The organism is Aridibaculum aurantiacum, from assembly GCF_017355875.1.
Classification (GTDB): domain Bacteria; phylum Bacteroidota; class Bacteroidia; order Chitinophagales; family Chitinophagaceae; genus Segetibacter; species Segetibacter aurantiacus.
Map to the genome: position 1 here is coordinate 507,330 of NZ_JAFEWC010000003.1, position 24,030 is coordinate 531,359.

The 24,030-nt window shown below is 42.5% G+C and carries 21 protein-coding genes; 12 read left to right on the forward strand and 9 right to left on the reverse strand.

What is annotated here, in order from left to right:
* Positions 1–45 precede the first annotated feature (45 nt).
* Positions 46–1,053 (forward strand): PorP/SprF family type IX secretion system membrane protein, encoded by a 1,008-nt coding sequence (locus tag J4N22_RS15715; RefSeq protein WP_207496163.1) that lies wholly within the window; start codon positions 46–48, stop codon positions 1,051–1,053.
* Positions 1,054–1,133: 80 nt separating this feature from the next.
* Here J4N22_RS15715 and J4N22_RS15720 read toward each other — a convergent pair whose 3' ends face one another.
* Complete coding sequence (locus J4N22_RS15720) at positions 1,134–1,817, reverse strand: DNA-3-methyladenine glycosylase (protein WP_242692258.1); 684 nt, start codon at positions 1,815–1,817, stop codon at positions 1,134–1,136.
* 68 nt (positions 1,818–1,885) lie between these two features.
* Here J4N22_RS15720 and J4N22_RS15725 point away from each other — a divergent pair, with 68 nt between their 5' ends.
* Both J4N22_RS15725 and J4N22_RS15730 read left to right on the forward strand, forming a co-directional pair.
* Positions 1,886–2,644 (forward strand): EI24 domain-containing protein, encoded by a 759-nt coding sequence (locus J4N22_RS15725; RefSeq protein ID WP_207496165.1) that lies wholly within the window; start codon positions 1,886–1,888, stop codon positions 2,642–2,644.
* 106 nt (positions 2,645–2,750) lie between these two features.
* Positions 2,751–3,449, forward strand: a complete 699-nt coding sequence (locus tag J4N22_RS15730; protein WP_207496167.1) for an SAM-dependent methyltransferase — start codon at positions 2,751–2,753, stop codon at positions 3,447–3,449.
* A gap of 23 nt (positions 3,450–3,472) precedes the next feature.
* On the opposite strand, the gene J4N22_RS15735 is transcribed toward J4N22_RS15730, so the two are convergent.
* Entirely contained in the window at positions 3,473–4,843 is a 1,371-nt protein-coding gene (locus J4N22_RS15735; RefSeq protein WP_207496169.1) for a M20/M25/M40 family metallo-hydrolase, read from the reverse strand.
* Positions 4,844–5,196: 353 nt separating this feature from the next.
* On the opposite strand from J4N22_RS15735, the gene bshA reads away from it, so the two are divergent.
* Positions 5,197–6,342, forward strand: a complete 1,146-nt coding sequence (bshA, locus tag J4N22_RS15740) for an N-acetyl-alpha-D-glucosaminyl L-malate synthase BshA (protein WP_207496171.1) — start codon at positions 5,197–5,199, stop codon at positions 6,340–6,342.
* On the opposite strand, the gene J4N22_RS15745 is transcribed toward bshA, so the two are convergent.
* A complete protein-coding gene (locus J4N22_RS15745; protein ID WP_207496173.1) occupies positions 6,339–7,061 on the reverse strand; it encodes an SGNH/GDSL hydrolase family protein in 723 nt (240 codons plus the stop codon). The genes bshA and J4N22_RS15745 overlap by 4 nt on opposite strands.
* A gap of 136 nt (positions 7,062–7,197) precedes the next feature.
* Between J4N22_RS15745 and J4N22_RS15750 the strand changes: the two genes are divergently transcribed.
* The 4 genes from J4N22_RS15750 (at position 7,198) to J4N22_RS15765 (ending at position 12,524) form a co-directional block, all read left to right on the forward strand.
* Positions 7,198–8,427, forward strand: a complete 1,230-nt coding sequence (locus J4N22_RS15750; protein ID WP_207496174.1) for an NADP-dependent isocitrate dehydrogenase — start codon at positions 7,198–7,200, stop codon at positions 8,425–8,427.
* Between the two features lie 120 nt (positions 8,428–8,547).
* Positions 8,548–9,387 carry an NYN domain-containing protein gene (locus J4N22_RS15755; protein ID WP_207496175.1) on the forward strand — a complete coding sequence of 280 codons (840 nt, stop codon included), beginning with the start codon at positions 8,548–8,550 and terminating at the stop codon, positions 9,385–9,387.
* Between the two features lie 137 nt (positions 9,388–9,524).
* On the forward strand, positions 9,525–10,952 hold the full coding sequence (locus J4N22_RS15760; RefSeq protein ID WP_207496176.1) for a M16 family metallopeptidase: 1,428 nt from the start codon (positions 9,525–9,527) through the stop codon (positions 10,950–10,952).
* A gap of 21 nt (positions 10,953–10,973) precedes the next feature.
* On the forward strand, positions 10,974–12,524 hold the full coding sequence (locus J4N22_RS15765; protein ID WP_207496177.1) for a M16 family metallopeptidase: 1,551 nt from the start codon (positions 10,974–10,976) through the stop codon (positions 12,522–12,524).
* Between the two features lie 79 nt (positions 12,525–12,603).
* Here the strand turns inward: J4N22_RS15765 and J4N22_RS15770 are convergent, their stop codons facing one another.
* The 3 genes from J4N22_RS15770 to pafA all read right to left on the reverse strand — a co-directional run bounded on the left by J4N22_RS15770 (position 12,604) and on the right by pafA (position 16,167).
* Positions 12,604–13,794, reverse strand: coding sequence for a serine hydrolase domain-containing protein (locus J4N22_RS15770; protein ID WP_207496178.1), 1,191 nt, complete (start codon positions 13,792–13,794; stop codon positions 12,604–12,606).
* Between the two features lie 9 nt (positions 13,795–13,803).
* On the reverse strand, positions 13,804–14,409 hold the full coding sequence (locus tag J4N22_RS15775; RefSeq protein ID WP_207496179.1) for a hypothetical protein: 606 nt from the start codon (positions 14,407–14,409) through the stop codon (positions 13,804–13,806).
* A gap of 138 nt (positions 14,410–14,547) precedes the next feature.
* Positions 14,548–16,167, reverse strand: coding sequence for an alkaline phosphatase PafA (gene pafA / locus J4N22_RS15780; protein ID WP_207496180.1), 1,620 nt, complete (start codon positions 16,165–16,167; stop codon positions 14,548–14,550).
* 139 nt (positions 16,168–16,306) lie between these two features.
* On the opposite strand from pafA, the gene J4N22_RS15785 reads away from it, so the two are divergent.
* Genes J4N22_RS15785 through J4N22_RS15795 form a run of 3 tightly spaced genes read left to right on the forward strand, consistent with a single transcriptional unit; the run spans position 16,307 to position 19,394 of the window.
* Positions 16,307–17,629, forward strand: a complete 1,323-nt coding sequence (locus tag J4N22_RS15785) for an aspartate kinase (RefSeq protein ID WP_207496182.1) — start codon at positions 16,307–16,309, stop codon at positions 17,627–17,629.
* A 1-nt stretch (position 17,630) separates the two neighbouring features.
* Positions 17,631–18,872, forward strand: a complete 1,242-nt coding sequence (locus J4N22_RS15790; protein ID WP_207496184.1) for a carboxypeptidase-like regulatory domain-containing protein — start codon at positions 17,631–17,633, stop codon at positions 18,870–18,872.
* A 42-nt stretch (positions 18,873–18,914) separates the two neighbouring features.
* The gene (locus J4N22_RS15795; protein ID WP_207496186.1) at positions 18,915–19,394 is read left to right on the forward strand and encodes a hypothetical protein; all 480 of its coding nucleotides are present in this window, start codon (positions 18,915–18,917) and stop codon (positions 19,392–19,394) included.
* Positions 19,395–19,430: 36 nt separating this feature from the next.
* Here J4N22_RS15795 and J4N22_RS20005 read toward each other — a convergent pair whose 3' ends face one another.
* Both J4N22_RS20005 and J4N22_RS15805 read right to left on the reverse strand, forming a co-directional pair.
* Positions 19,431–19,868 carry a hypothetical protein gene (locus J4N22_RS20005; RefSeq protein ID WP_242692260.1) on the reverse strand — a complete coding sequence of 146 codons (438 nt, stop codon included), beginning with the start codon at positions 19,866–19,868 and terminating at the stop codon, positions 19,431–19,433.
* A 121-nt stretch (positions 19,869–19,989) separates the two neighbouring features.
* Positions 19,990–21,444, reverse strand: a complete 1,455-nt coding sequence (locus J4N22_RS15805) for a M20 family peptidase (RefSeq protein ID WP_207496189.1) — start codon at positions 21,442–21,444, stop codon at positions 19,990–19,992.
* A 123-nt stretch (positions 21,445–21,567) separates the two neighbouring features.
* On the opposite strand from J4N22_RS15805, the gene J4N22_RS15810 reads away from it, so the two are divergent.
* On the forward strand, positions 21,568–22,317 hold the full coding sequence (locus J4N22_RS15810; RefSeq protein ID WP_207496190.1) for a glycosyltransferase family 2 protein: 750 nt from the start codon (positions 21,568–21,570) through the stop codon (positions 22,315–22,317).
* Here the strand turns inward: J4N22_RS15810 and J4N22_RS15815 are convergent, their stop codons facing one another.
* Positions 22,318–23,955, reverse strand: coding sequence for an ArnT family glycosyltransferase (locus J4N22_RS15815; protein ID WP_207496192.1), 1,638 nt, complete (start codon positions 23,953–23,955; stop codon positions 22,318–22,320). It lies immediately after the preceding gene.
* Between the last annotated feature and the right edge of the window lie 75 nt (positions 23,956–24,030).

The following is a 24,030-nucleotide window of genomic DNA, read 5'->3' on the forward strand; positions in this document are numbered from 1 at the left end:
AACATTTATAATAAGTGAAGTGTCTTATAATTAATTTCGTCGCAGATGCATAAACTTTTAATCTTCGTCGTACTATTTTGCTCGGGCATGCACTCCGCAATTGCGCAGGATCCGCATTTCTCACAATTTTTTGCTTCACCTCTTACACTGTCGCCGGCATTCACCGGTAAAATTGATGGTACTTACAGGGTTGCTGGAAATTATCGTAACCAATGGCCTGCGTTCAACCGTGCTTTCAATACCACTACACTTTCTGTAGATTTTCCAATCATGAGAAATCATATTGGTGTTAATGATATCTGGGGCCTGGGCTTCATGGGTTTCTCCGATCAAAGTGCCAATAGCACAGTTAAGTTCAATTACCTTACTGTTTCTACTGCATATCATAAAGGATTGGATGAAGATGGCTATCACCAGATTGGTGCAGGCTTCCAGGCTACTTATGCTAATATGCTGGTGAACGTGGCTAATCTAAAATTTGAAGATCAACTTACTCCATTCGGATTTACTGGTACTACCACTGAATTATTCGACAATTCTACACTGCAAACAAAGTATTGGGATCTGAATGCAGGTTTGTTGTATACCGGCAGCACCAGCGACCAAAATCATTTTTATGCTGGCGTGTCTATGTATCACATCAACAGGCCAAGGCAGCAGTTTACAGGTGCATTGTATTTGCTAAACCCGCGTACTACTTTCCATTCTGGTGGTTACTTTCCTGTAGGGCAATCATCAACCATTCACCTCAGTGGATTGTACAGCATGCAGGCTGGTGCATCGGAAGCTGTTATCGGTGGTGCGTGGCAATACGTGGTGGATGAAAGCGGCGAAAAGCCAACCAGCCTTTACCTGGGTAGCTGGTACAGGTTGAATGATGCCATCATTCCATATGTAGGTTTAGAATTCAATGATTTTAGGTTGGGTGCTACATACGATGTAAATACTTCTTCACTCAAACCTGCCTCACAGGCGCGTGGCGGTATGGAAATATCACTCATCTATACACGTCGTCCACCAGAGCAGCGAAGCATGCCTTGTCCTAAGTTTTAAGAGAACCACGATTTGTGGGATCAAAAGATTAGGAGGAAAGCAAAGCATTCATTTTTTATCTTTCCAGTAAGCTGTTCTTTCTACTTTCCCGCATTCAGGCTGCATTTACCACTTAAGTATTTACTGCTTTTCAATATAAACCGGTAGGGCAGAAGTGCGTCCTCGCCAGCATAGTCTACACCAATACGTGGAGTAATGGCAATCTCATCATCACTATAGGTTGTTCCATCATCAGCAATGAATATTTCGTTGCCCTGCAGGCTCATTCCTGAGTGGCGTGTGTATATGCCGAGTGCTTTGGCCACATTGCCTGGTCCGCGGGTGAGGTCGTAGCCATGAGTAATTTTATCTGACCTGAGCAACATGGTATCAATACCTGCCACCGGCTCTAGTGCACGTATCAATATAGCATTTGGTATATCCTTTTGGTTCGTTACAATATTGAACATTTGGTGGATGCCATAGCATAAGTACACATAAGCTACACCACCTTCAGCAAACATCACTTCGGTTCGGTTGGTGCGCCTGTTATTGTATGAATGCGCTGCTTTATCATGCGGACCATTATACGCTTCGGCTTCCACTATTCTTCCTGAAGTGGTTAACCCATCAAAGGTGGTCACCACCAATTTTCCAATCAGGTCTCTTGTTATAGTTATTACATCACTTCTTCTGTAAAATTCAGGTGGAAGTTTTTTCATTTCTGAAGAACCGGTTGCCAATGTTGGTTCTTGTAATAATGTTGTTCTTATATCCTCGCTCATCGTTTTGTTTATTTGTTCCTGTAAACCAATTTATACACGCTAATTTTATGCCTCAAAACCAATAGCTTTTGTTCAAAGACATAGTGATAGCAATACAGGCGTATGGGCAGGCTCATAGTTTCATCCGCAAGCACAATCTTTGGAAATGGATCATTATACCCGGCATCATTTACATGATCGTTTTCGTGGTAAGCATGTATTTTTTTGGAAAAAGCGCCACGTCAGTTATTGAATATTTAGGCGTGCGCTCTGGCCTCAATACCTGGATACAAAGCATGCGCAGCCAGCTGCTTGGTTTCTTTTTTACACTGGCGGGTTTGATACTCTGGCTGATACTAATGTTGTTTTACTTCTCCCTGTTTAAGTATGTGTGGTTGATCGTTGGGTCTCCTGTGTTTGCTTATTTAAGCGAAAAAACGGAAGCAATACTAGAGGGTAAAGATTTTCCTTTCAGCTTCAGGCAATTGGCAAAAGATATCATCAGGGGAATTGGTATATCTGTAAGAAATATGCTGTGGCAAAGTGTTTACCTATTTGCTATTTTAATTTTGTCGCTTATACCAATTGTTGGTTGGATAACACCTGTTTTTGCCTTGCTTATAGAAAGTTACTATTATGGTTTCTCGATGCTGGATTACAGTTGCGAAAGACATAAACTAACAGCAGCTGAAAGCATTGAATTCATTGGTAATCGAAAAGGTCTCGCCATAGGCAATGGCATCATGTTTTACCTGATGCACTGGGTGCCTGTATTGGGCTGGGTGCTGGCACCATCATACGCTGTGATAGCGGCTACCCTTAGCATGCGAGGATTGAAGAAAGTGTGAGTTGAAGCAGAGGTCAGAGATCAGTGGTCAGAGATCAGAGAACAGAAACTAGAAATCAAAGTGCATTAAATCTAAAATCCGAAATCCCAAAATCCGAAATCTAAAAATGTCTTCCACCGTTTTTCTTATACCTACTGTACTTCATGAAGATGCGCCTGAAACCATACCACCGTATGTATTGGATGCGGTAAAGCAGTGCCAGGTATTTTTTGTAGAAAATGAAAGGTCGGCGAGGCGCTACCTGAAAAAGCTATGGCGTGAAATGGTGATTGACGATTATCAATGGTTTACTATTCATAAGGCTGAAGCTGAAGTGCAGCAGCAGTTCAGGCAGTTGCTGCAACAAAATAAAACGATTGGCATAATTAGCGAAGCCGGTTGTCCTGGCGTGGCAGATCCTGGTCAGCTATTGGTAAATGTGGCCCAAAAGGCAGGTGCGTTGGTTAAGCCACTAGTCGGTCCCAGTTCTATATTACTTGCTTTGATGGCCAGCGGAATGAACGGCCAGCAGTTCCAGTTTCATGGCTACCTGCCAATTGATGGCAACGATCGCAAGCAGGCAATAAAGGAGTTGGAACTAGAGTCTGCGAAAAAGAAATGTACACAGATATTCATTGAAACGCCCTTCAGGAACAACCAGCTGATAAAAGACATAGTAGCCCATTGCAAGCCGCAAACGCAGCTATGTATAGCCGTGGATATTACAGCGCCAGCAGAAACCATTGTTACCAAAACCATCAACGACTGGAACAAGCAGTTGCCTGATATTCACAAGCGACTGGCTATTTTCCTTTTACTGGCGTAGATGTATGTTGTGAACTGTTGTCTTTACAAGCCATGTTTATCTACCAGGTAAACCAATGCAGCCATGTTAATGGCGCCAAGTAAAAGTTCTCTTTTGTTCACTGCTTCAAATACATCGTTTCGTGCATGGTGCAAGTCGAAATAGCGCTGCGGGTCTGGCTGCAGCCCTGCAAGGGGAGTACCAAAAGCCCTGTTCAATGGCCCTATATCGGCACCGCCTCCGCCACTGGATAATTCATATACACCATAAGGCTTTAGCAGTGCTACCCACGGCTGTATCTTCCTTAGCTTTTCTGCATCTATGGTAAAACCAAAGCCTCGTGGTGTAAAACCACCTGCGTCACTTTCAAGCGCAAATACATGCTTTTCATTTTTAGCTTTGGCTTCTTCAGCATACTTGTTGCCGCCGCGCAATCCATTTTCTTCGTTGGCAAAAAGTACAAAGCGAATGGTATTCTTTGGTTTGTATCCTAAGGCTTTAAATGCACGAAGGATCTCCATGGTTTGTACAATGCCTGCTCCATCGTCGTGTGCGCCTTCGCAATTGTCCCAGCTGTCTAGGTGGCCACCAACGGTTAAATAGGTCACATCTTTTCCGGAACCTTTCAATTCACCGATAACATTATAAGCCTGCGCATCAGGAAGAAAATAACCGTGTGTAGTTACTGATACCTGCACATTTGCATTGCTCTTGCACACATTCCACAAATGATCAGCATCCTCTAATCCAATAGCAATAGCTGGTATTTTAGGAAATGAGTCGTTGTAGTTATTGGAGCCGGTGTGTGGGTGATTATTGGTGCCTTCGCTCATAGAGCGAACGATGGTTGCTACCGCACCATATTTTGCTGCCCTTGATGCGCCGCGGGTTCTGTATGCCGACATCTCGCTGTAGGATGTGAATGGTCGAACATTAGCAGGATTGAACGCCGCATTGTAAAACACGATCTTGCCTTTTACTTCATCTTTCCGTCTTTCCAATTCATCAAAAGAAGATATAGCGATCACCTGTGCTGTTACTCCTTTTTTACCTGTGCCTATAGTATTGCCCAATGCCACTACATCTAATGGTCTCCTGGTGCGTTTGCTGTTTACGCTGGTTATAGATGCTTTGTCCGTGCCGCCACGAACCCAGTGTGGCACCATGCATGGCTGCATGATGACTGTGTCGGCGCCTACTTGTTTTAAAACCGCAGCGCCCCAATTTTCTGCCATCGTCATTTGTGGTGAGCCTGCCAGGCGGCCACCAATATTCTTTGTCAGGTGGCGCAGGTTCTCATAAGCAGTTCCATTCACCAGTATCTCGTTGGCTAATTTTCTTATGAAGATCGAATCATCTTTTTGTGCAAATGATAATGCAGGAATAACAGCTATAAGGCATAACAGTTTTTTCATCCAATGTGCTTTTGTGGCAATTTATACAAACAATGGGAAAGGGAGGCGAAGAGAGTTTAATGGACATTCTTTATGATAAAAAAGAAGAAGAGTTGCATGAGGATGTGATGGATTTATTCTTAGTTGTAGTGATATTCTTGTTCTTATCATCAACTACAGGTTAGGTGATTGTCATTTCTACATGGCTGGTAAAACCAATCCGGATAATTATTGTTACTTAGCAGGCTTTTTGAATGGAGGTAACTGCAGCACAGGAAACCTGGGGTGCATTTGCTTTCTGCGGTACAAGTGTGCGACGCAACAAATGCTGAAACATATACTTATGCCGGAAACATAAAATCTTACCTGCTATCATGCGTATAGGAATAGTTTGTTATCCCACCTTTGGAGGTAGTGGTGTACTGGCCACTGAACTGGGAAAGGCGCTTGCTGATAAAGGTCATTCGGTACATTTTATCACTTACCAGCAACCGGTAAGGTTGAATGTCTTCAATGCAAATATTTACTATCATGAAGTGCGGGTACCTACGTATCCGTTGTTCGATTACCCGCCTTATGAAGTAGCGTTGTCGAGCACCATGGTTGATGTGATCCTGCACCACGATCTTGACCTGTTGCATGTGCATTATGCCATACCACACGCATCGGCTGCTTATATGGCCAAACAAATAGTGGCAAAAGAAGGGAAAAATATTCCTGTTATCACTACCCTGCATGGCACTGATATAACACTTGTAGGCAAGGATAAAACTTATGCGCCGGTAGTTACGTTCAGCATCAACGAAAGTGATGCAATAACAGCGGTGAGTGCCAACCTGCGCGATGAAACCTACCGTTCATTTAAGATAAAGAAGGAAATAGATGTGATCCACAACTTTGTGGATGTAGCGCGGTTTAGCAAGAAACCGATTGATGCATTTAGGCGAGTGATAGCACCTAATAATGAGAAGATACTGGTGCATGCATCGAACTTTAGAAAGGTGAAAAGGGTACAGGATGTGGTAAAGATTTTTGCTAAGGTGCGTAAGGAAATGCCTGCAAAGCTGTTGCTGGTAGGTGATGGTCCTGAACGCCCGGCAATGGAAGACCTGGCTGATGCACTGGGCGTATCTGATGATGTAAGGTTTTTAGGGAAGCAGGAGCAAATGGAGGAGATACTGGTGGTGAGCGACCTGTTTATTTTGCCGAGCGAATATGAAAGTTTTGGATTGGCAGCATTGGAAGCAATGGCAGCACACATGCCGGTTATCAGTACCAATGCAGGTGGTTTGCCTGAAGTAAATATTCATGGAAAAACAGGCTTCCTGGCTGATGTGGGTGATGTAGAATCTATGAGTGCCTTTGCCATCGAAATACTGAGCGATCCTGAAAAGCATGCGCAGTTCAAAGCACAGGCTTATGAGCTGGCGTGTACGTTTGATATTCAGAATGTCATACCGGTATATGAAAAACTATACAGCCGCTTTTGTACAATGGAGTGCGAAAAGGTGAACATCTAGCGCAGTACCGACAGCATTTTTGGCACCACCATATCCGCCCATTTCTTATATTCCAGTCCTGAAGGATGAAGTCCATCATTAGCTAATAGAGCAGGATTATTTGCAGCTTGCCTGGTAGAAGGTGTTATGTCCGTATAACTTATTCCCATCTGCTGCGTTACCTGCAGATTGATGGCATTGAACCAGTTGATCTCCCGTTCTACTCTCTCTTTTTGTGATGCCGGTACAAAGGGTGTTACACTATAATCAGGTATGGATAGCACAAATACATTTGACTTTTTATTGCCAGCAAGGCTGAGCGCTTTATTGAGTGCTTCAGTAAATCTTGTTCGATAAACAGCAGTATCTACACCCTGGTACTGGTCGTTTACACCTATGAGTAAGGTTACTACGTCATATGGTCCAGCCAGGTTTTGAGCATTGATGGCGGCAAGAAGTTTAGCCGTCGTCCATCCTGTGGCTGCTATGTACACTGGGTTTTGTATGGGAATATTTTGCTGTTTTAACTGCGCGGCCACCTGGTGCGGAAAACGATCTGCAGTGGCTACACCCTGTCCAATGGTATAGCTGTCGCCGAGGGCGAGGTAAGTTTTAGAACCTGCAACAACAACGGGTGGTTGCTCAACCGTAGCAGAGATAGCCGCTTTTTTGCAACCCATGGATAAAGCTGCGCTTAGTAAGGTTACAATGGTGACTTGTATAACTGAAAAAACTCGCATAGAAGCATTTATACAACATACGTACCCGCTGTAGCAATAGATGTTATAAGCATGCAAAGGCTATATAAAATTTTTACCGCATGGAATAGAGGAGAGCTTACTTTTGTAGCCGTTTTAAATTTTTAAAATCAAAACCATGGCTGAGAAAATTAAAGTAGCCAATCCGGTTGTAGAGCTGGATGGCGATGAGATGACACGAATCATCTGGCGTTTCATAAAAGATAAACTGATCCTTCCTTACCTGGATCTTGATATAAAATATTATGACCTTGGTATTGAGTACCGCGACGAGACCAATGACCAGGTGACCATTGATGCAGCTAATGCCATTAAACAATATGGCGTAGGTATCAAATGTGCTACCATTACTCCTGATGAAGAAAGGGTAAAAGAATTTAACCTGAAGCAAATGTGGAAGTCGCCAAATGGTACTATCCGCAACATTCTTGATGGTACAGTTTTCCGCGAGCCAATCGTGATGAGCAATGTACCACGCCTGGTTCCAAACTGGACTGCACCGATATGTATTGGTCGTCACGCATTTGGTGATCAATACCGTGCTACTGATTTTGTAACCAAAGGCAAAGGAAAACTTACTGTAAAATTTGAAGGTGAAGACGGAACTGTACAGGAGTTTGAAGTGTACAACTTCAAAGGTGATGGTGTAGCACTGGCTATGTACAATACCGACGAGAGCATCAAAGGTTTTGCACGTGCATGTTTCAACCAGTCGTTGATGAAAGGCTGGCCGCTTTACCTTTCTACAAAGAACACTATCCTTAAGAAGTATGATGGTCGTTTCAAAGACATCTTTGAAGAGATCTACCAAACAGAATTCAAAACTAAGTTTACTGAAGCAGGTCTTACTTACGAGCACCGCCTGATAGATGACATGGTTGCCAGCGCACTAAAGTGGAATGGTAACTTCGTATGGGCTTGTAAAAATTACGATGGTGATGTACAAAGCGACACTGTAGCACAAGGTTTCGGTTCACTAGGATTGATGACCTCTACACTGGTTACTCCTGATGGAAAGACGATGGAAGCAGAAGCTGCACACGGAACAGTAACACGTCACTACCGCGAACACCAGAAAGGAAAGCCGACATCTACCAATCCAATTGCATCCATTTTTGCATGGACAAGAGGTTTGGAATTCCGTGGTAAGTTGGACGGCAACCAGGAGTTGATCAACTTCTGCCAGACACTGGAGAAAGTTTGTATAGAAACAGTAGAAAGTGGTAAGATGACCAAAGACCTTGCTATAACTGTGAAGCCAAATGTAGAGCACGGAACTGATTATTTATATACAGAAGAATTCCTGGAGGCGCTGGATCAAAACCTGAAAGCGAAACTGGGACAATAAACCAACATCAATAGAAAGTGCCTCGCATACCGCGGGGCATTTTTTTTATGTAATGGCAAACGATGAGGTGCAGCCTGAACAAGTTCAGTTTAACTACCTTCATAAAAAAGAACACGAACAATGGAAAGTATAAAAGACCTGCGGCTTGCAGTTCTGATAGATGCTGATAATATTCCTGCGCATTATGTAAAAGAGATGCTGCAGGAGATTGCTAAATATGGGACGCCAACTTTCAAAAGGATCTATGCTGATTTTACCAAGCCTTCGATGACCAACTGGAAGAAGGTGCTCCTGGAGAATTCTATCACACCCATCCAACAATATAGCTACACTACCGGAAAGAATTCTTCTGACTCAGCCATGATTATAGATGCTATGGACATTCTATACAGCGGTAAGGTAGATGGATTTTGCATTGTATCCAGCGATAGCGATTTCACCAGGCTTGCCACCAGGCTACGCGAAGCAGGGATGAAGGTGATTGGTATAGGAGAAAGAAAAACGCTTACTCCAATGATATCTGCTTGTGACAAGTTCATCTACCTGGAGATACTAAAAGCCGGCGAAGATGTACACGAAGAGCAGAAGCCAAAGCCGGTGAAGGCTGCCAGGAACATCAAGAAACAACCTGGTAAAACCGAGGAAGCACCCAAACAAGAAGAATCTATAAAGAGTGAAGAGACCACAGCCAAAGGATTTGCGCCTGTTACCAATCCTTTGATAAGAACGATTGCCAACAGCATTAACGATATTGCCGACGAAGAAGGATGGGTATTCTTAGGTGATCTTGGCAACCTGATCCTAAAGAAGCATCCTGATTTTGATCCACGTAATTACGGCTTCAAAAAATTACTGTTACTGATAAAACGCATAGGCCTCTTTGAAATTGATGAAAGAGATACTGGAAAAGGAAATGTGAAACACGTTTACGTACGTAACAAGCAAACTTCAAATATCTAGCAGCTGCGAAAGCACGATTGGCCACTTATCCAATGCACAGGTCCATCTTTAACTTATTTGTGCAGTAAGTGAAGGGCTTTGCTGTAAATTAGCCTCCTTGCAAAAAATGCAGGGAGGCTTTTAAATTTATTCCTAACATGAAAAGAAAATTCTGGTTGCTCACCATAGTGGCGGGTGTAGCCGCAGGCAATGCAGTTGCCCAGGCAAAAAAACCTGTGGTGAACAAAAGTAAAACTACCGTGGTGCAAATGCCTGCGCAGGCACAAGATGCACAAAAGGATGCTGGTCAAAAGATATTGCCTTATCCTATCCAGCAACGGATGTTGCCTAACGGCCTGAACGTAGTTACTGTTCCTTTCAATAGCCCCGGACTTGCTTCGCTATACCTGGTGGTGCGTGTAGGTTCGCGTGAAGAAGTGGAGAAAGGTAAAACAGGTTTTGCGCATTTCTTTGAGCACATGATGTTTAGAGGCACCGACAAATATTCTAAAGAACAATACGACGAAGTGCTGAAGTCTATTGGTGCTTCTGCCAATGCAAATACTTCCCTAGATCGTACGGTTTATCATATGACTGGTAACGCTGCTAAGCTGGAGAAAATGATGGAGGTTGAGGCCGATCGTTTTCAAAACCTGAACTACAGTGAGCATGACTTTAAAACAGAAGCCGGTGCAGTAAAAGGAGAGTACACAAAGAACTATGCTGATGTAACGCAGCAGCTGTACGAGAAGGCGCTGAATACTGCTTTTGATAAGCACACGTACAAGCATACTACCATGGGTTTTTTCGAAGATGTAGTAGATATGCCGAACCAGTATGAATATTCTATTGAATTCTTCAACCGTTTTTACAGGCCAGAGTATACCACCATCATTGTGGTAGGCGATGTGAAGCAGGAAGATGTAAATCGATATGCTGAAAAATATTTTGGAAAGTGGAAGCGAGGCACATACCAGCCAACCATAGAAACTGAGCCTGACCAAAGGTCTACAAGGTATGCTCATATACAACATGCTTCCTACCCGCCATTACTCAGGCTGCACTACAAGAGCCCTGCATTCTCTGATCAGTCAGTAGATCTGCCGGCATTGAATATCTTATCGCAGATATTATTCTCCGAAACATCAGACCTGTACCAGAAGCTGGTAGTAAAAGAGCAGAAGGTGCGTAATATTTTTGGTGGCGCCAGTTCGACCCGCGATCCGCAGTTGATCACTATTACTTCTTCGGTGAAGAAAGCTGAAGACATGCAATATGTAAAAGATGAAATAGTAGCTGCTTTAGAGGCAGCTAAAACCACGCCTGTAGATGCTAAGAAACTGGCTGATACGAAGTCGCGCTACAAGTACAGTTTTGCAATGAGTATGGATAGTCCTGACCAGATAGCTAATGCAGTATCGCAGGCTGTATGGCTTACCGGCGATCCGGAGTCGATCAACAGGTTCTATGCCTTATTTGATAAAGTGACCGCAGAAGATATTATGCGTGTTGCCAATGAATATTTCATTCCATCCACTCTTACAGTTGCTACCATAGGACCTGGCAAAGAAGGTGGCGTTCATTAATCTAAAGTTGAAGCCTACATCATGAAAAATATAATCAAGTATACATTTCTTATTGCTTTACTGGCTGTAAGTAATATTGGAACAAGCCAGGAAGTAACTGAACTAAAACTGCCACAGTCTAATAAGATCATTATCAAGTTAATGTTCAGGAATGGTTCAGTAAGTGATCCTGCAGGAAAAGAAGGCATTACCTATACCACCGCTAATACATTGGTACGTGGAGGTACAGATAAATTAACCAGTAAGCAAATACAGGAACTTATTTACCCAATGGCTGCTAGTTATTCGGCGTTGGTAGATAAAGAAGTTACCACTTTTACTTTTGCTGTTCACAGGGATTTTCTACAAAAATTTTATCCTGTGTTGAAAGGATTGGTACTTACACCTTCTTTTGCTGAAGAAGATTTTAGCCGAGTAAAATCAAATCAACAGAACTATGTTGACCAGGTGATACGCGCCTCTTCTGATGAAGACTATAGCAAATTTGCGCTGGAGCATCTGCTTTTCAGAGGCACAGCTTACCAGCACATGGTAGCAGGCAACAGGGCTACTGTACAGGGAATTTCATTAGAAGATGTACGCCAGTATTACAAGAACCAGTTTACGCTAAGCAATCTTTCTATCGGTATTGCTGGTAATTATCCTGCTGAATTCCTGGAGCAATTGAAGAAAGATCTGCAACGCTTGCCAGCGGGTAAACCAAATACAACGGCAGCCGTTGTGCCTGCCAAGCCAGAAGGCATCAATGTTCAGATCATCTCTAAAACAGATGCTTTGGGTTCTGCAATTTTTGCTGGTTTTCCAATGCCTGTAACGCGCAAAAATGATGAGTTCGCTGCGCTCATGGTTGCTAATTCATTCCTCGGTGAACACCGTAAGAGCTATGGCCAGTTGTACGATAAGATACGCACCATCCGCTCTATGAACTATGGTGACTACTCGTATATAGAATGGTATGAAGCAGGTGGAAGTAATATGCTGCCTGTGCCCGGAGTTCCTCGTCGGTCTAATTATTTCTCGCTGTGGATACGCCCTGTGCAAACCGGAGAAGGGCTAAGAAGCCAATATGTAGAACTTAGAAGTATACCTATAGGACATGCACATTTTGCATTGCGTCTAGCTGTTCGCGAAGTTGATAATCTTATCAAGAAGGGTATGACAAAGAAGGATTTTGAACTGACAAGAGATTTCTTGCGCAGCTACAACAAACTGTATACGCAAACGCCAGAGCGTCAACTTGGTTTCCTGATGGACTCAAAATTCTATGGCAGGAAAGACTACATAAAAGAAATGGATGCACTGCTTGCTAAACTAACTGTAGATGATGTAAATCGTGCTATAAGAAAGTATTGGCAGGTAGAGAATATGCACGTTGCTATAGTAACAGACGATAGCGAAGCGCAACCGCTGGCTGATGCCTTGTTGAACAACACGCCGTCGCCAATGAGTTATTCTAATCTTGTGAAGGCCGGGCTTCCAAAAGAAGTGGTGGCCGAGGATAATGAGATAGCTAAGTATGAATTAAAGATCAGCAATGTAAGGATAGTAGATAACCAGGAAACATTCAAGTAACTGGTTCGAAAGAAAAAGAGAAGCCATGCACCACGCATGGCTTCTCTTTTTCTAAGAAATAATTCAGCCCAACTGATGCTTACTGCAGTGTAAGATTTAAAAGCTCCTCCTGGAATGCATTGAAGACGTCGCGTAGGGTACTTGCTGCATCAGTGCCGTAATTGATAAAGAAGATATGGGTAACGCCACGCGCCGGGAAGTGAAAGAGGTTTGCTGAATAACCAAGATCTCTGCCTGAATGTCCAATGCCTGCATTAGCACCGCGACTAACAAATTTCTTCATGATACCATAGCCATACTCATTGGGTCCATCCTGTTTGCCATAGGTCTGCATGGTAGTTAATGATCTGGCAGAAAGCAGAGTCTTGTTTATTAGTAATGCTTCTATGAAAACTTTCAGGTCAAAGATGTTTGAATACATTCCGCCATATCCATTTCCACTGCCTGTTACAAGATTGGAAACATTTAAGATCGTTTGATTATTGTAGAGGTCGTAATATCCTTGTGCTGCATGAGTAGGTAGTTCATCGTGTGGTTGATAATAAGTGTTCTTTAGATTGAGTGGCTGCAGTATGTATTGCCTTAGCAGGTCAGCATGTTTTTTACCCGTAGCAGCTTCTATAACCATAGCCACCAAAGTAGTATTGGTGTTAGAGTATATAGCTGTATCGCCCGGTGCAAATAGCGCAGGTTTGTTGTAAATAAATTCCAGCAATTCTTCAGGTTTCCACTTCCTGTTGGGATGATTTAGTACCGCCAGGTAAAATTTGGACTCTTCTATCAGGTCTGGTATTCCTGTTTCATGTTTCAGACATTGGCCTAATGTTACTACACTGCCGTTAGCAATTTTAGAAGTTATAGCAGTTGGAAGATAGCGGCTGATAGGCTGTTGAAGCCAACTATAACCAACACCTGTACGCGCTGAGTCTTCTATGATTTTGAATACGAGTGTACCCATGAAAAGTTTAGTGATGCTGGCACTTTTTGAGACCTGTCCCGTTGTAAAAGGGATGTTTCTCTCAATATCTGCTTTTCCTGTAGCGCCAATCCAGGTACCACTTGCATCCGTCACCAGCAAAGAAATGCCCGGTAATCCTTTAGCTCTATATTTTTCTATCAAAGATCTGAACGCTGCATTCTTTGGATGAACAGTGCTTGTATCTGTCCATGGTGCCGGTATTGTAACAGCTTCTGTTGCCACAACCTGGGCTTTTTTACAGCCAAAGTTCATTAACAGTATTGCAGCAAAAAGTAGGAATAGGTATTTCATTGTGCAGGATTAACGTTGAATAGAAAAAGCAACTCCAAGTAAAAGCGTGTTGTATGGAAGCATAGGCACATACGATTTTACAAAAGGAGTTTGAATAGAAGTTTGGTAACGGAGAAATACATTCTTATTGCCTGGCGAAGTAGAGAGGTAATAACGTATTCCAAGAGCAGCATTTACCGTCGCCTGCATTCTTCTAATGCCTTTTGCATTTTCATACTCACCCTCTTCGTTCAGCTTTAGTTGAGCAGTGGCAGGTATGCTGTGCAAGTATCCACCACCAACCATTCCATCTGCATGAAAGCGGCTGGTAAACTTGTAGCGGTAGCCAAATTGTGCATACAATGAAATTGCATGTTGATTGAAACGGTGGAAGAGATAGGAGGCAGCATAATTTGCTACCCACTCATGCTTTTGTCTTTGGCGTAATGTGGGATTATATGCTAGCTCGAAGCCCGGGTTGTAAGGACCAGTGACCAAAGCAACACCAGTAGAAAAAGGATAGCTGCTGTGTGAATTGGATACTGCTATGCTATACAACTTCTTTTTGTCAGAAGTTTGGCCATCAACAGCACAATAAATCAACTGCAGGAATAACAGTAGGTAAAGCGTTCTCATACAGGTAGTTTTTGATGTTGTTTCCAGCGTATGGCTGCTGTACTACCTCAAGATATAAAAGCAGTGTAAGATCTAATAATGATGATCAGCTTTTATTTCATTACCTGCAACTAACAAAGAATAACCCTTTATCAGTATTTACTTGAATACTTCCTGTATCACATTACCAATGCTGGCACTTGGCACTTGTACTTTCAATATTGCAGCAAGCGTAGCGGCAATATCTGTCATGTACGTGTTGCGCCATGTGCTTCCTTTCTTTATGCCCCAGCCATACCAGATAAGTGGAATACGTGAATCGTAAGGATTCCAGGTGCCGTGAGAGGTGCCTTTTTCCCAACCGTCGTAGAACTGCGGCTTTGGAATGTATTGAATGTCGCCACTAAGCTTCTGGTTATAGCCATTAATCATCATGCTTTTCAAAACTTCAGGAATTGGTGCAGCATTCAGATCGTTAAGTACAAAAGCATTGGCTACACCATGTATGTTTAGCAGTTGCTGTACAACTGCTGGTCTTATTCTTTCCAGTTGTTCTGGTTTTATTACCGCATGATTTAAATAAACCTGGTAGTTAACAACCTTGCTTACACCATTGCTGATGTTGAATGTTTCTTTCAAGTAATTATTGATAAGTGTTTCTACCTCTCTTGCTTTTACTAAGCCTGCAGGTATTTTATTTTCTTTTAAATAACCCGGTATATGTGTAGCACCATGATCTGAAGAAAGAAATACTAAATACTGGCCGCTTCCAATATTCTTATCAAGGTAGGAGAGCAGCTCTGCAATGTCTTTATCCAGCCGCAAGTAAGTGTCTTCTATTTCTATTGAATTAGGTCCAAATTCATGACCTATATAATCGGTAGATGAAAAACTTAAAGCCAGTACATCTGTATGAGCACCCTTACCTAATTTTTCTCCTTCTATAGCGGCCTTCGCCATTTCTACTACATAACTATTAGCATGTGGCGTATACCGAAAGCTGTTGTATTTGTTTTTGCTTATGTTGTTGGTGATGTGCGGGAATGTATTGTCTTCACCAGGTAGATTATTCTCGTAAGGTTTATTGTCAGCTGAGCTATTCTTATAAGTTTCTATTGGATATAATGTATTCCAATTTTTAGATAAGTAATTGTCTGGCAGCTTCTGGTTATTGAACTGTTTTAACCACTGTGGCAAATCCTGCATGTAGTAACTGCTGCTGATAAAACCACCTGATACATCATCAAACCAATAAGCTGCGTTAGCCGAATGACCAGCGGGCAGTATAGAACCTCGGTCTTTCAATGCTATGCCTATCACTTTACTTTGAAAATTAGAAGCCATTCTCAATTCATCATTGATGGTGGTGGCCCACATGTTGGCAGGTGACATCATGCCGGCTGTAGAAGTGCTACCTATGGTTTGTACGGTTGTGTCTTCTGTACAATAAACGTTTCGCTGCAACTGCCTGCTATACCAGTAGTTGCCCAAAATGCCATGATGAGCGGGAACAGATCCTGAGTAGATGCAAGCGTGGCCGGCTGCAGTGTACGTAGGAGTATAGTTGATAAATGTATTGTTGCAGTTAAAGCCATCGTTCATCAATCTCTTAAAGCCTGCGTTGGAATAGCGATCAGCATAACGTTGTAAATAATCCCACCTCATTTGGTCTACCACCAAACCCACTACCAGCTTAGGTTTGGCTGCAGCAGGTTGTTTCTGAGCTTGAAGGTCTACCAGTGAACACATGCATATTAACCATAATGCCAATCTTATCATTACTTTCCACTTTGCGGCAAAAGTATACAGAACATCAACCCGTACTTCAAAAGAGATAACATGCAATTGTTATTGATTTATAAAAGTGACAGTGTTGTGTTGTCTGCTATCTTTGCTAACCTTAAAAATTTGGATTATTATGAAAGTGATGAAGTTTGGTGGTACCAGCGTTGGCAAGCCTGAGCGTATGTTTGGCGTAGCTGATCTTGTAACCAAACAGCAGGAACCTGCTATCGTTGTTTTAAGTGCATTAAGTGGAACCACCAATGCATTGGTTCAGATAAGTGAAACCCTGAGCAGTAGCTATAGGGATGAAGCACGTGAAAAGGTGGAACAACTGCAGCAGCATTATGCAAAATTTGTAGATGAACTGCTTGCTACTGAAGAAGGTAGAAAAGAAGGTCACCGCGTAGTAGCTGAGCACTTTGAATTTCTCAACATCATTTTTAAGATATCCTACAGCGAAGCGCTTAATAAAGATATTCTTGCACAAGGCGAATTATTAAGTACGCGTCTGTTCAGTGTGTATTTACATGAAAAAGGTATACAACATGCGCTGTTACCTGCACTTGATTTCATGCAGATAGATGTGAATGCTGAGCCACAGATCGGAAATATAAAAGTAAAGCTGACGCAGCTGCTGGAAGCGCACCCGGGTGTCAACCTGTTTATTACGCAAGGATATATTTGCCGTAACCACAAAGGTGAAGTAGACAACCTGAAGAGAGGCGGCAGTGATTATACTGCATCACTGGTAGCTGCAGCTATAGAAGCCAGTGTATGCGAAATATGGACAGACATAGATGGCATGCACAACAATGATCCTCGCGTAGTGGATAAGACGCAGCCTGTGGAGCAGCTAAGTTTTGATGAAGCTGCAGAGCTTGCATATTTCGGCGCTAAGATTTTGCACCCCGCATCCATCTGGCCTGCACAGCAATTCAATGTTCCGGTGAAGTTGCTGAATACTATGGATCCTTCTGCTAAAGGAACTGTGATACAAAGCACCGCCGCCGGTGCAGGTGTAAAAGCTGTTGCTGCTAAAGATGGCATCATTGCCATCAACATCAAGAGCAGCCGCATGTTGCTTGCCTATGGTTTCCTGCGGAAGGTATTCGAGGTTTTCGAGAAATACCAGACCTCTATTGATATGATCACTACTTCTGAAGTTGCTGTTTCTGTAACCATTGACAACCGCGACAACCTGGCCAACATACTGCAAGACCTGGAGCCATTTGGTTCTGTGGAAGTAGATGACAACCAGGCTATCATTTCTATTGTAGGCAACGAGATCGCGCAGTCAAACGACATCATGAAGCGCCTATTTGATACCATAGCTGATATACCTGTACGTATGGTGAGCTATGGCGGAAGCAGGCACAACATCAGCATTCTTGTTCCGGGAAATTATAAAACCCAAACACTACAACTTCTGAATAAAGGAATCTTCGGCCTTGGCTAATATGAGGTATACCATTGCATGGGGCAACAGGGGAATACTGTTTTTTCTCTTCCTGCTTTTTGTAGTGGTATCTCATGCACAGGTAGAAATAAAAGGAAGGGTAGTAGCGGCAACCGGCGAGGCTCCAATAGCCGGGGCAAGTGTTTACCTGAACAATACATCGTTTGGTACAGCTACTGGCAGTACAGGTGAATTTTCATTTAATGTACCTGCTGGTAAATATGACCTGGTAGTTTCTTCTGTTGGTTTTGAAACTTATTTCTCTACGGTTCAAACGGCTACAGCCACAGCAGGTCTTGTCATCCAGCTTCAGCCGCGGGTGGCAGTGCTCGATGAAGTAGTAATAGCTACATATGATAAAGATGGATGGAATAACTGGGGCAAGTTTTTCATAGACAACTTTATTGGCACCTCAGATCTTGCAAGTAGCTGCAGGATACTAAACCCACAGGTACTAAAGTTCAGGCACGATAAGCAAAATAAGATTTTGACGGTGGTAGCAAATGAACCGCTGATCATTCAAAACAAGGCGCTTGGCTATATCATCAATTACGACCTGCAGCAGTTTCAGTTCAACTTCAGCACGCGTTACCTGTTGTTTGTTGGTTACCCATTGTTCAAAAATATGGATGGACGTGCAGCGCAGCTGCGCCGGTGGCAGGCTAAAAGAGAAGATGTTTTCTATGGTTCGATGACACATTTTATGCGTGCACTTTATCGTAATAAAATTGATGAAGAAGGTTTTGAAGTGCGAAGGCTGGTAAAGAAACCGAACGTAGAAAAGCAGCGTGTGAAGCAAATTATGGATAGGCAGGCAAAGGTGCAAGCTATAGCTAGCAGGGGCAACACAGTGGTGACAAATTTCAGTAAAGACAGTGCATCGTATTACCAGCGCGTAATGCACCAGCCCAACGAGGTTGCATACCTGCTAAACACTTTGTTGCCTGGCGATAGCATTGCATATGCTATTGACAGTGTAACAGCAGGCCTATCATTTACTGATTACCTGCAGGTTTTTTACAAGCACAAAAAAGCACCACCAGCATATTACAGCAATACCATGATGAACAGTTCTGAAGCTATGGTATCAGAGTTTTACCTGGTAAACGGACACGAGGTGGAAGTGCAAAGCAATGGGAGCGTATATCCACCTACTGAACTGCTGACACTTGGTTATTGGGCATGGTCTGAAAAGATGTGTAGCATGTTGCCGCTCAACTACGTACCGGTTGCAAAACAATAGGGGAATAGCAACAGCTAAAAATTTAAATTCATAGATTACTTCATGAAGGCATATAGCAGCAACGATATAAAGCAGGAACTGGCAAGTCTGCCACCAAAAAAACTAATTGAGCTATGCCTTCGTCTTGTTCGTTTTAAGAAGGAAAACAAAGAGCTCCTTTCGTTCTTGTTATTCAATAGCCACGATGAGCCTGCATATGTAAGTGCTATAAAGGAAGAGATGGATGATGAATTTGCTGAGTTGCCAAAGCCAAACTGGTTTCATACCAAGAAAGCGTTGAGGAAGATTTTGAGAAGTATTAGTAAGTACAGCAAGTATACCAATAATAAAGAATCAGAAGTTGAGATGCGCTTGCATTTTTGCCGCCACCTTAACAAACCTGGAAAAGGCTATAAGAAGGTTACAGCAATAGTGGCCATGTATGCTCAGCAATTAAAAAAGATTGATACGCTCATCAACCTGGTACACGAAGACCTGCAGTATGATTACCGGAAAGAATTAGAAGATGTAAAAGCGATGTAATAAAAAGAGCCGCCTTTATTGGCAGCCCTGTATATTTTAATCCTTCCACTTCTTTTTGTTCTTAAACTGTTTGTTGTTTTTTGACTTGAACTCATCACGGTCGTACCTCCTGTCTCTGTCATCACGTTCATATCTCCTGTCTCTGTCATCCCTTTCGTATCTCCTGTCTCTATTGTTCCTATTGTCCCATTTCTTTTGCTGACCTGGCGCATAATCCCTTGCACTTCCGCCATAAATCTTCTTTGCCTGGCCCGGTGGTAGCCGTCTTTCGTTGCCTACTCTTCTGTCGTTTGGAAAACGCCTGTTTTGTTCAGGATTGAAAATAGGATCTGTATTTCCAAAAAACTGATCTAGTATGTTTGGTCGACGAGCCTGGTCATCGTTGCGGCGATTTTGCGCATTTGTTTCAATAGCTAAAAAAGTAGATGCAGCTACCAGGAAAACTAAAAGCATCTTGTTGTTCATTCGTTTCATAGGATTATGTTTAAGCTTCACTAAACAATTATCTTACCACTTTTACTGCAACGATAGACGAGCTAAGCGCCTAGCAGTTTAAGCAATGGAAAGAAGCTATACCTATTTAACAAATGATAAACTACCTGCCACTGCCACCTTTCCAGTTCCTTAGAAGGCCATAATAGAATGCGATCCCTTTCTTGTATTCATCTACTCCTACGCGTTCATCTGTGCCATGAAAACCTTTTACATCGTTGAATGGAATGAAACGAAAAACATTAGGAGTAAGCTCCGTATAATAGCGACCATCTGTAGCACCTAGTACTAAGTAAGGCGACACCACCACATCGTTTCGCCAGCTGCGAATGCATTGTTGCAGGTAGGTAAAAAAATGATCATTAACATCGGCAACGGCTTGCGGGCTGCTGTTGTTAGACCTCGCTTTTATAGTTACCCGATCATCATCTATCACTTCTTTCATATGCTTTACAACATCATCTACCGTAGTGCCTGGCAGTGTCCTGAAATTTACTGTAGCATTAGCAACAGTAGGTATCACATTTTCTTTTACACCCGAGTGCACAATAGTAGGTGCTGTTGTAGTTCGTATCATAGCATCAGGGCCGGGGCGGCTGCTATAGATGTTTTTGATCAATGGGCTGAACAGCCAGCGATTGGCAAAAGCCATACGTTGTACAAAAGGCATTTCTGGTCCCATATAATCCATAAAAGCATTGATCGTGTGGTTGAGGTCAGCAGGAAAAGGATTTTCTTTTAGCCGCAACAGCGCTTTAGACATTTGATCAATCGCTGTTTCTTTTGCAGGCATGGATGAATGACCACCCGGAATATTGATTGAAAGATCAACCGTTACATATCCTTTTTCGGCTATGCCTACCAGTGCTACAGGTTTGGTAACGCCAGGTATTTCTTTCGCTGTTACCAATCCACCTTCATCAAGTACAAAAGCAGGGTTGATGCCTCTTTGCTTAAGCAGCGGCACCAGAACCTTTGCTCCTTGCTGGCCAGTAGCTTCTTCATCGTGACCAAAAGCTAAATACACATCACCTTGTGGTTGATAATTCTCACGCAGTAGTTGTTCAATTGCTTCCAGTATGGCCATAACACTCCCCTTATCGTCTACTGCTCCACGTCCATAAATGCTATCACCTATAATAGCACCTGCGAATGGATCTGCTTTCCAAAGGGGCAGTGATTCTTCTTCTACAGGCACTACATCATAATGGCCAACCAGTATGATTGGTTTGATATTAGCATCTATTCCTTTCCAATAAAACAGCATGCTTTGCCCGCTGATGATCTCTAGCTGGCAATGTTGATGAACAAGTGGAAAAGCTTGTTGTAGAAATGCCCTGAAGCCATTGAAAGCAGCCGTATCAGCAGTGCCTGCTTCTGTAGAAATTGTTTTGAACTGGATAGCCTTTTGAAGGTGAACAATGGCAGAATCAGAAACCGGTACAGGAGGCGCCTGTGCTACCTCCACCTGTTTACTGGTAGCAGAAAAAGTACGAACAAGAACAACTACAATAAGTACCAACAACACCAGCAAAAGGAAGTAAAAGAATTTTTTCATCGGGCTAAGATTAGCAGCAAGCTATAGAAAACATGCAGATGGTGTATGGCTGCTTTCAAATTTGTTGGAAGCATGACGCTTCAAATGGAAAGTTGCTCCCATCTTTGCAGTCGAAATTGAATTATGGTAAACGGTAAAAAAGTTATAGTGGTGCTGCCGGCATATAATGCTGCTGCTACTTTGGAAAAAACGTATAATGAAATTCCTTTCAATATAGTAGACGAGGTAGTGCTGGTAGATGATAAGAGCAGGGATGATACTGTTGAAACCGGTCGTAGGTTGGGAATTCAACACATAGTACAACACCAGGTAAACCGTGGCTACGGGGGCAACCAGAAAAGCTGTTACAATAAAGCACTTGAACTTGGTGGTGATATTGTGATCATGCTTCACCCGGATTACCAGTATACGCCTAAGCTGATTGAGCCTATGGCTTACATCATTGCCAATGGACTTTATCATGTAGTGCTTGGTTCACGCATATTAGGCAATGGTGCTTTGCGTGGAGGCATGCCTTTTTATAAATACATAAGCAACCGTTTACTTACTTTTTTTCAAAACGTATTGGTAGACCAAAAGCTTTCTGAATACCATACGGGCTATCGTGCCTTTAGCCGCGAAATATTGGAGCGCATTAATTTCGAGATCAATTCAGATGATTTTGTTTTTGATAACGAGATGTTGTCGCAGATCATATACCTGAACTATGAGATAGCAGAGGTTACCTGCCCCACCAAATATTTTGAAGAAGCATCCAGTATCAACCTGAAGCGAAGCATTGTGTATGGGCTTGGCGTATTAGGCGTTTCTATCAAACATCGTTTGTGCAAATGGGGGTTGATGCGTTCTGAAATGTATCGTCCAAAAAAGTAACTAGCGCTTTAGCCGGTAGAAGACAAATCCATTTTTCGTATACATCTTTTGCATTTCTGGTCGCTCAGCTGCCAGTCTTTCTTCGTCCTGTATTTTACTTACAAAATATACAGGAATAGTTGGCTGCGTGGTCATCGCTAATACACTATCCGTAACCGGGCCTCCAAGGTGTGCCGGTCGTTTTGTATAGAACAAATGAGCGTAGCTGAAAAATTCTATAGGCTCTACAATGGCATTTTCTTCCACTTTAGATTTATAAAATTCAATGGCTGCACCTTGCGAGTAAGGCTCTACTTTAGGCGCTATCAATACAAGTAAAATATTAAAAGCAATAGCCGAAGTAATAAATAGAATTAACAATGCTCTTTTTATTTTCCGTGAATTAGCAAAAGCAAAAAATAATACTGCTGCCAATAGTAATATACCAGGTAAGATCTCAAAACCTGTCCAATGAACATCTGCCTGCAAGTTCGCTTTGGCAAATTCATCATCAATTACTCCCGGCTTCAATAGTAGTGGCTTTAGCCTGTCAATACTTCCCGCAGCTATGATGACCGCAGCAAGTAAAAATCCTGTAAACACCTGCAAGATCTTATTCCACATGGGCAGGAGTAGCTTGCGCCTGTATAGGTTGTAAAATCCAGTAGCTGCCAAAAAGCTTAATGGAAAATAACATAGTGATGAGTAGTGGACGATCTTGGTTTTGACAATGGAAAACAGGAGTAGCACCACCCAAAACAAAATGATCATCCATTTATGAAAATGTGGCGGTGCCGTATTTCCCTGCTTTTTTATTTGCATGGCCAACAGTGCTATGGCAGCAGCCGGGAAACAACCAATTAGTAAAACAATAAAATGATAGAAGAAAGGTCCGCCATGTCCTGCATCTTCAGTTCTAAATAGCCGTACCTGGTAATTAATGAATTCGTAGATGATCTGCTGCTGCCCGTTCAGCAGGAGTGCGATAAACCATATACTTCCTACAGCTGTAGTTACCAGTAAGAAAAGGAAGATGTGCTTTACGCGCATGAAATGCCTAAACCTGTTGGTTATGGCAAATACACCGTAACATAAACCTATGATGATAAGCGCTACCGGACCTTTGGTCATAACAGCCAATCCTGCATATAAACCTGACCATACAATAGCTGAGGTAGAGTATATTTTTTCTTCGCTGCTATAGCGCGCCAGGTAGTAGATAGAAAGAAATATGAACAGGTTGAACCATGGATCTATAATGCCTGATTTGAAATACAGGTGAGGCAACAATGAACCAGCATATACCAACACCCATATCCAGCCAAAGCGTTCATTCACCATTTTTTTACCAAGCCTGAAAAAAAGAACAAGTGTAATGATGCCGCATACTGCATTGGGAAAACGTGCAGCAAATTCATTAATGCCAAACATCTTCATACTAATAACCTGCAACCAAAAGAACAGAGGTGGTTTTTCCCAGAACGGCTGAAAGTTGATCATGGGTATTCCATAGTTACCTGTAACGATCATCTCGCGACTTGATTCTGCGAAATTTATTTCATCCCAATCGAACAAATGTGTAGCACCTAAAAAGGGAATAAATAATAAAGAAGCTACTAGTATGATCAGCAATTCGGCAGGCAACTTGTTCAAGTTCATCTATAGCAGGTTGATAAGCATCAAAGATGAAACATTTGTAGTTCAGTTACAGCAGCAGCAAGTATATTTTATAGC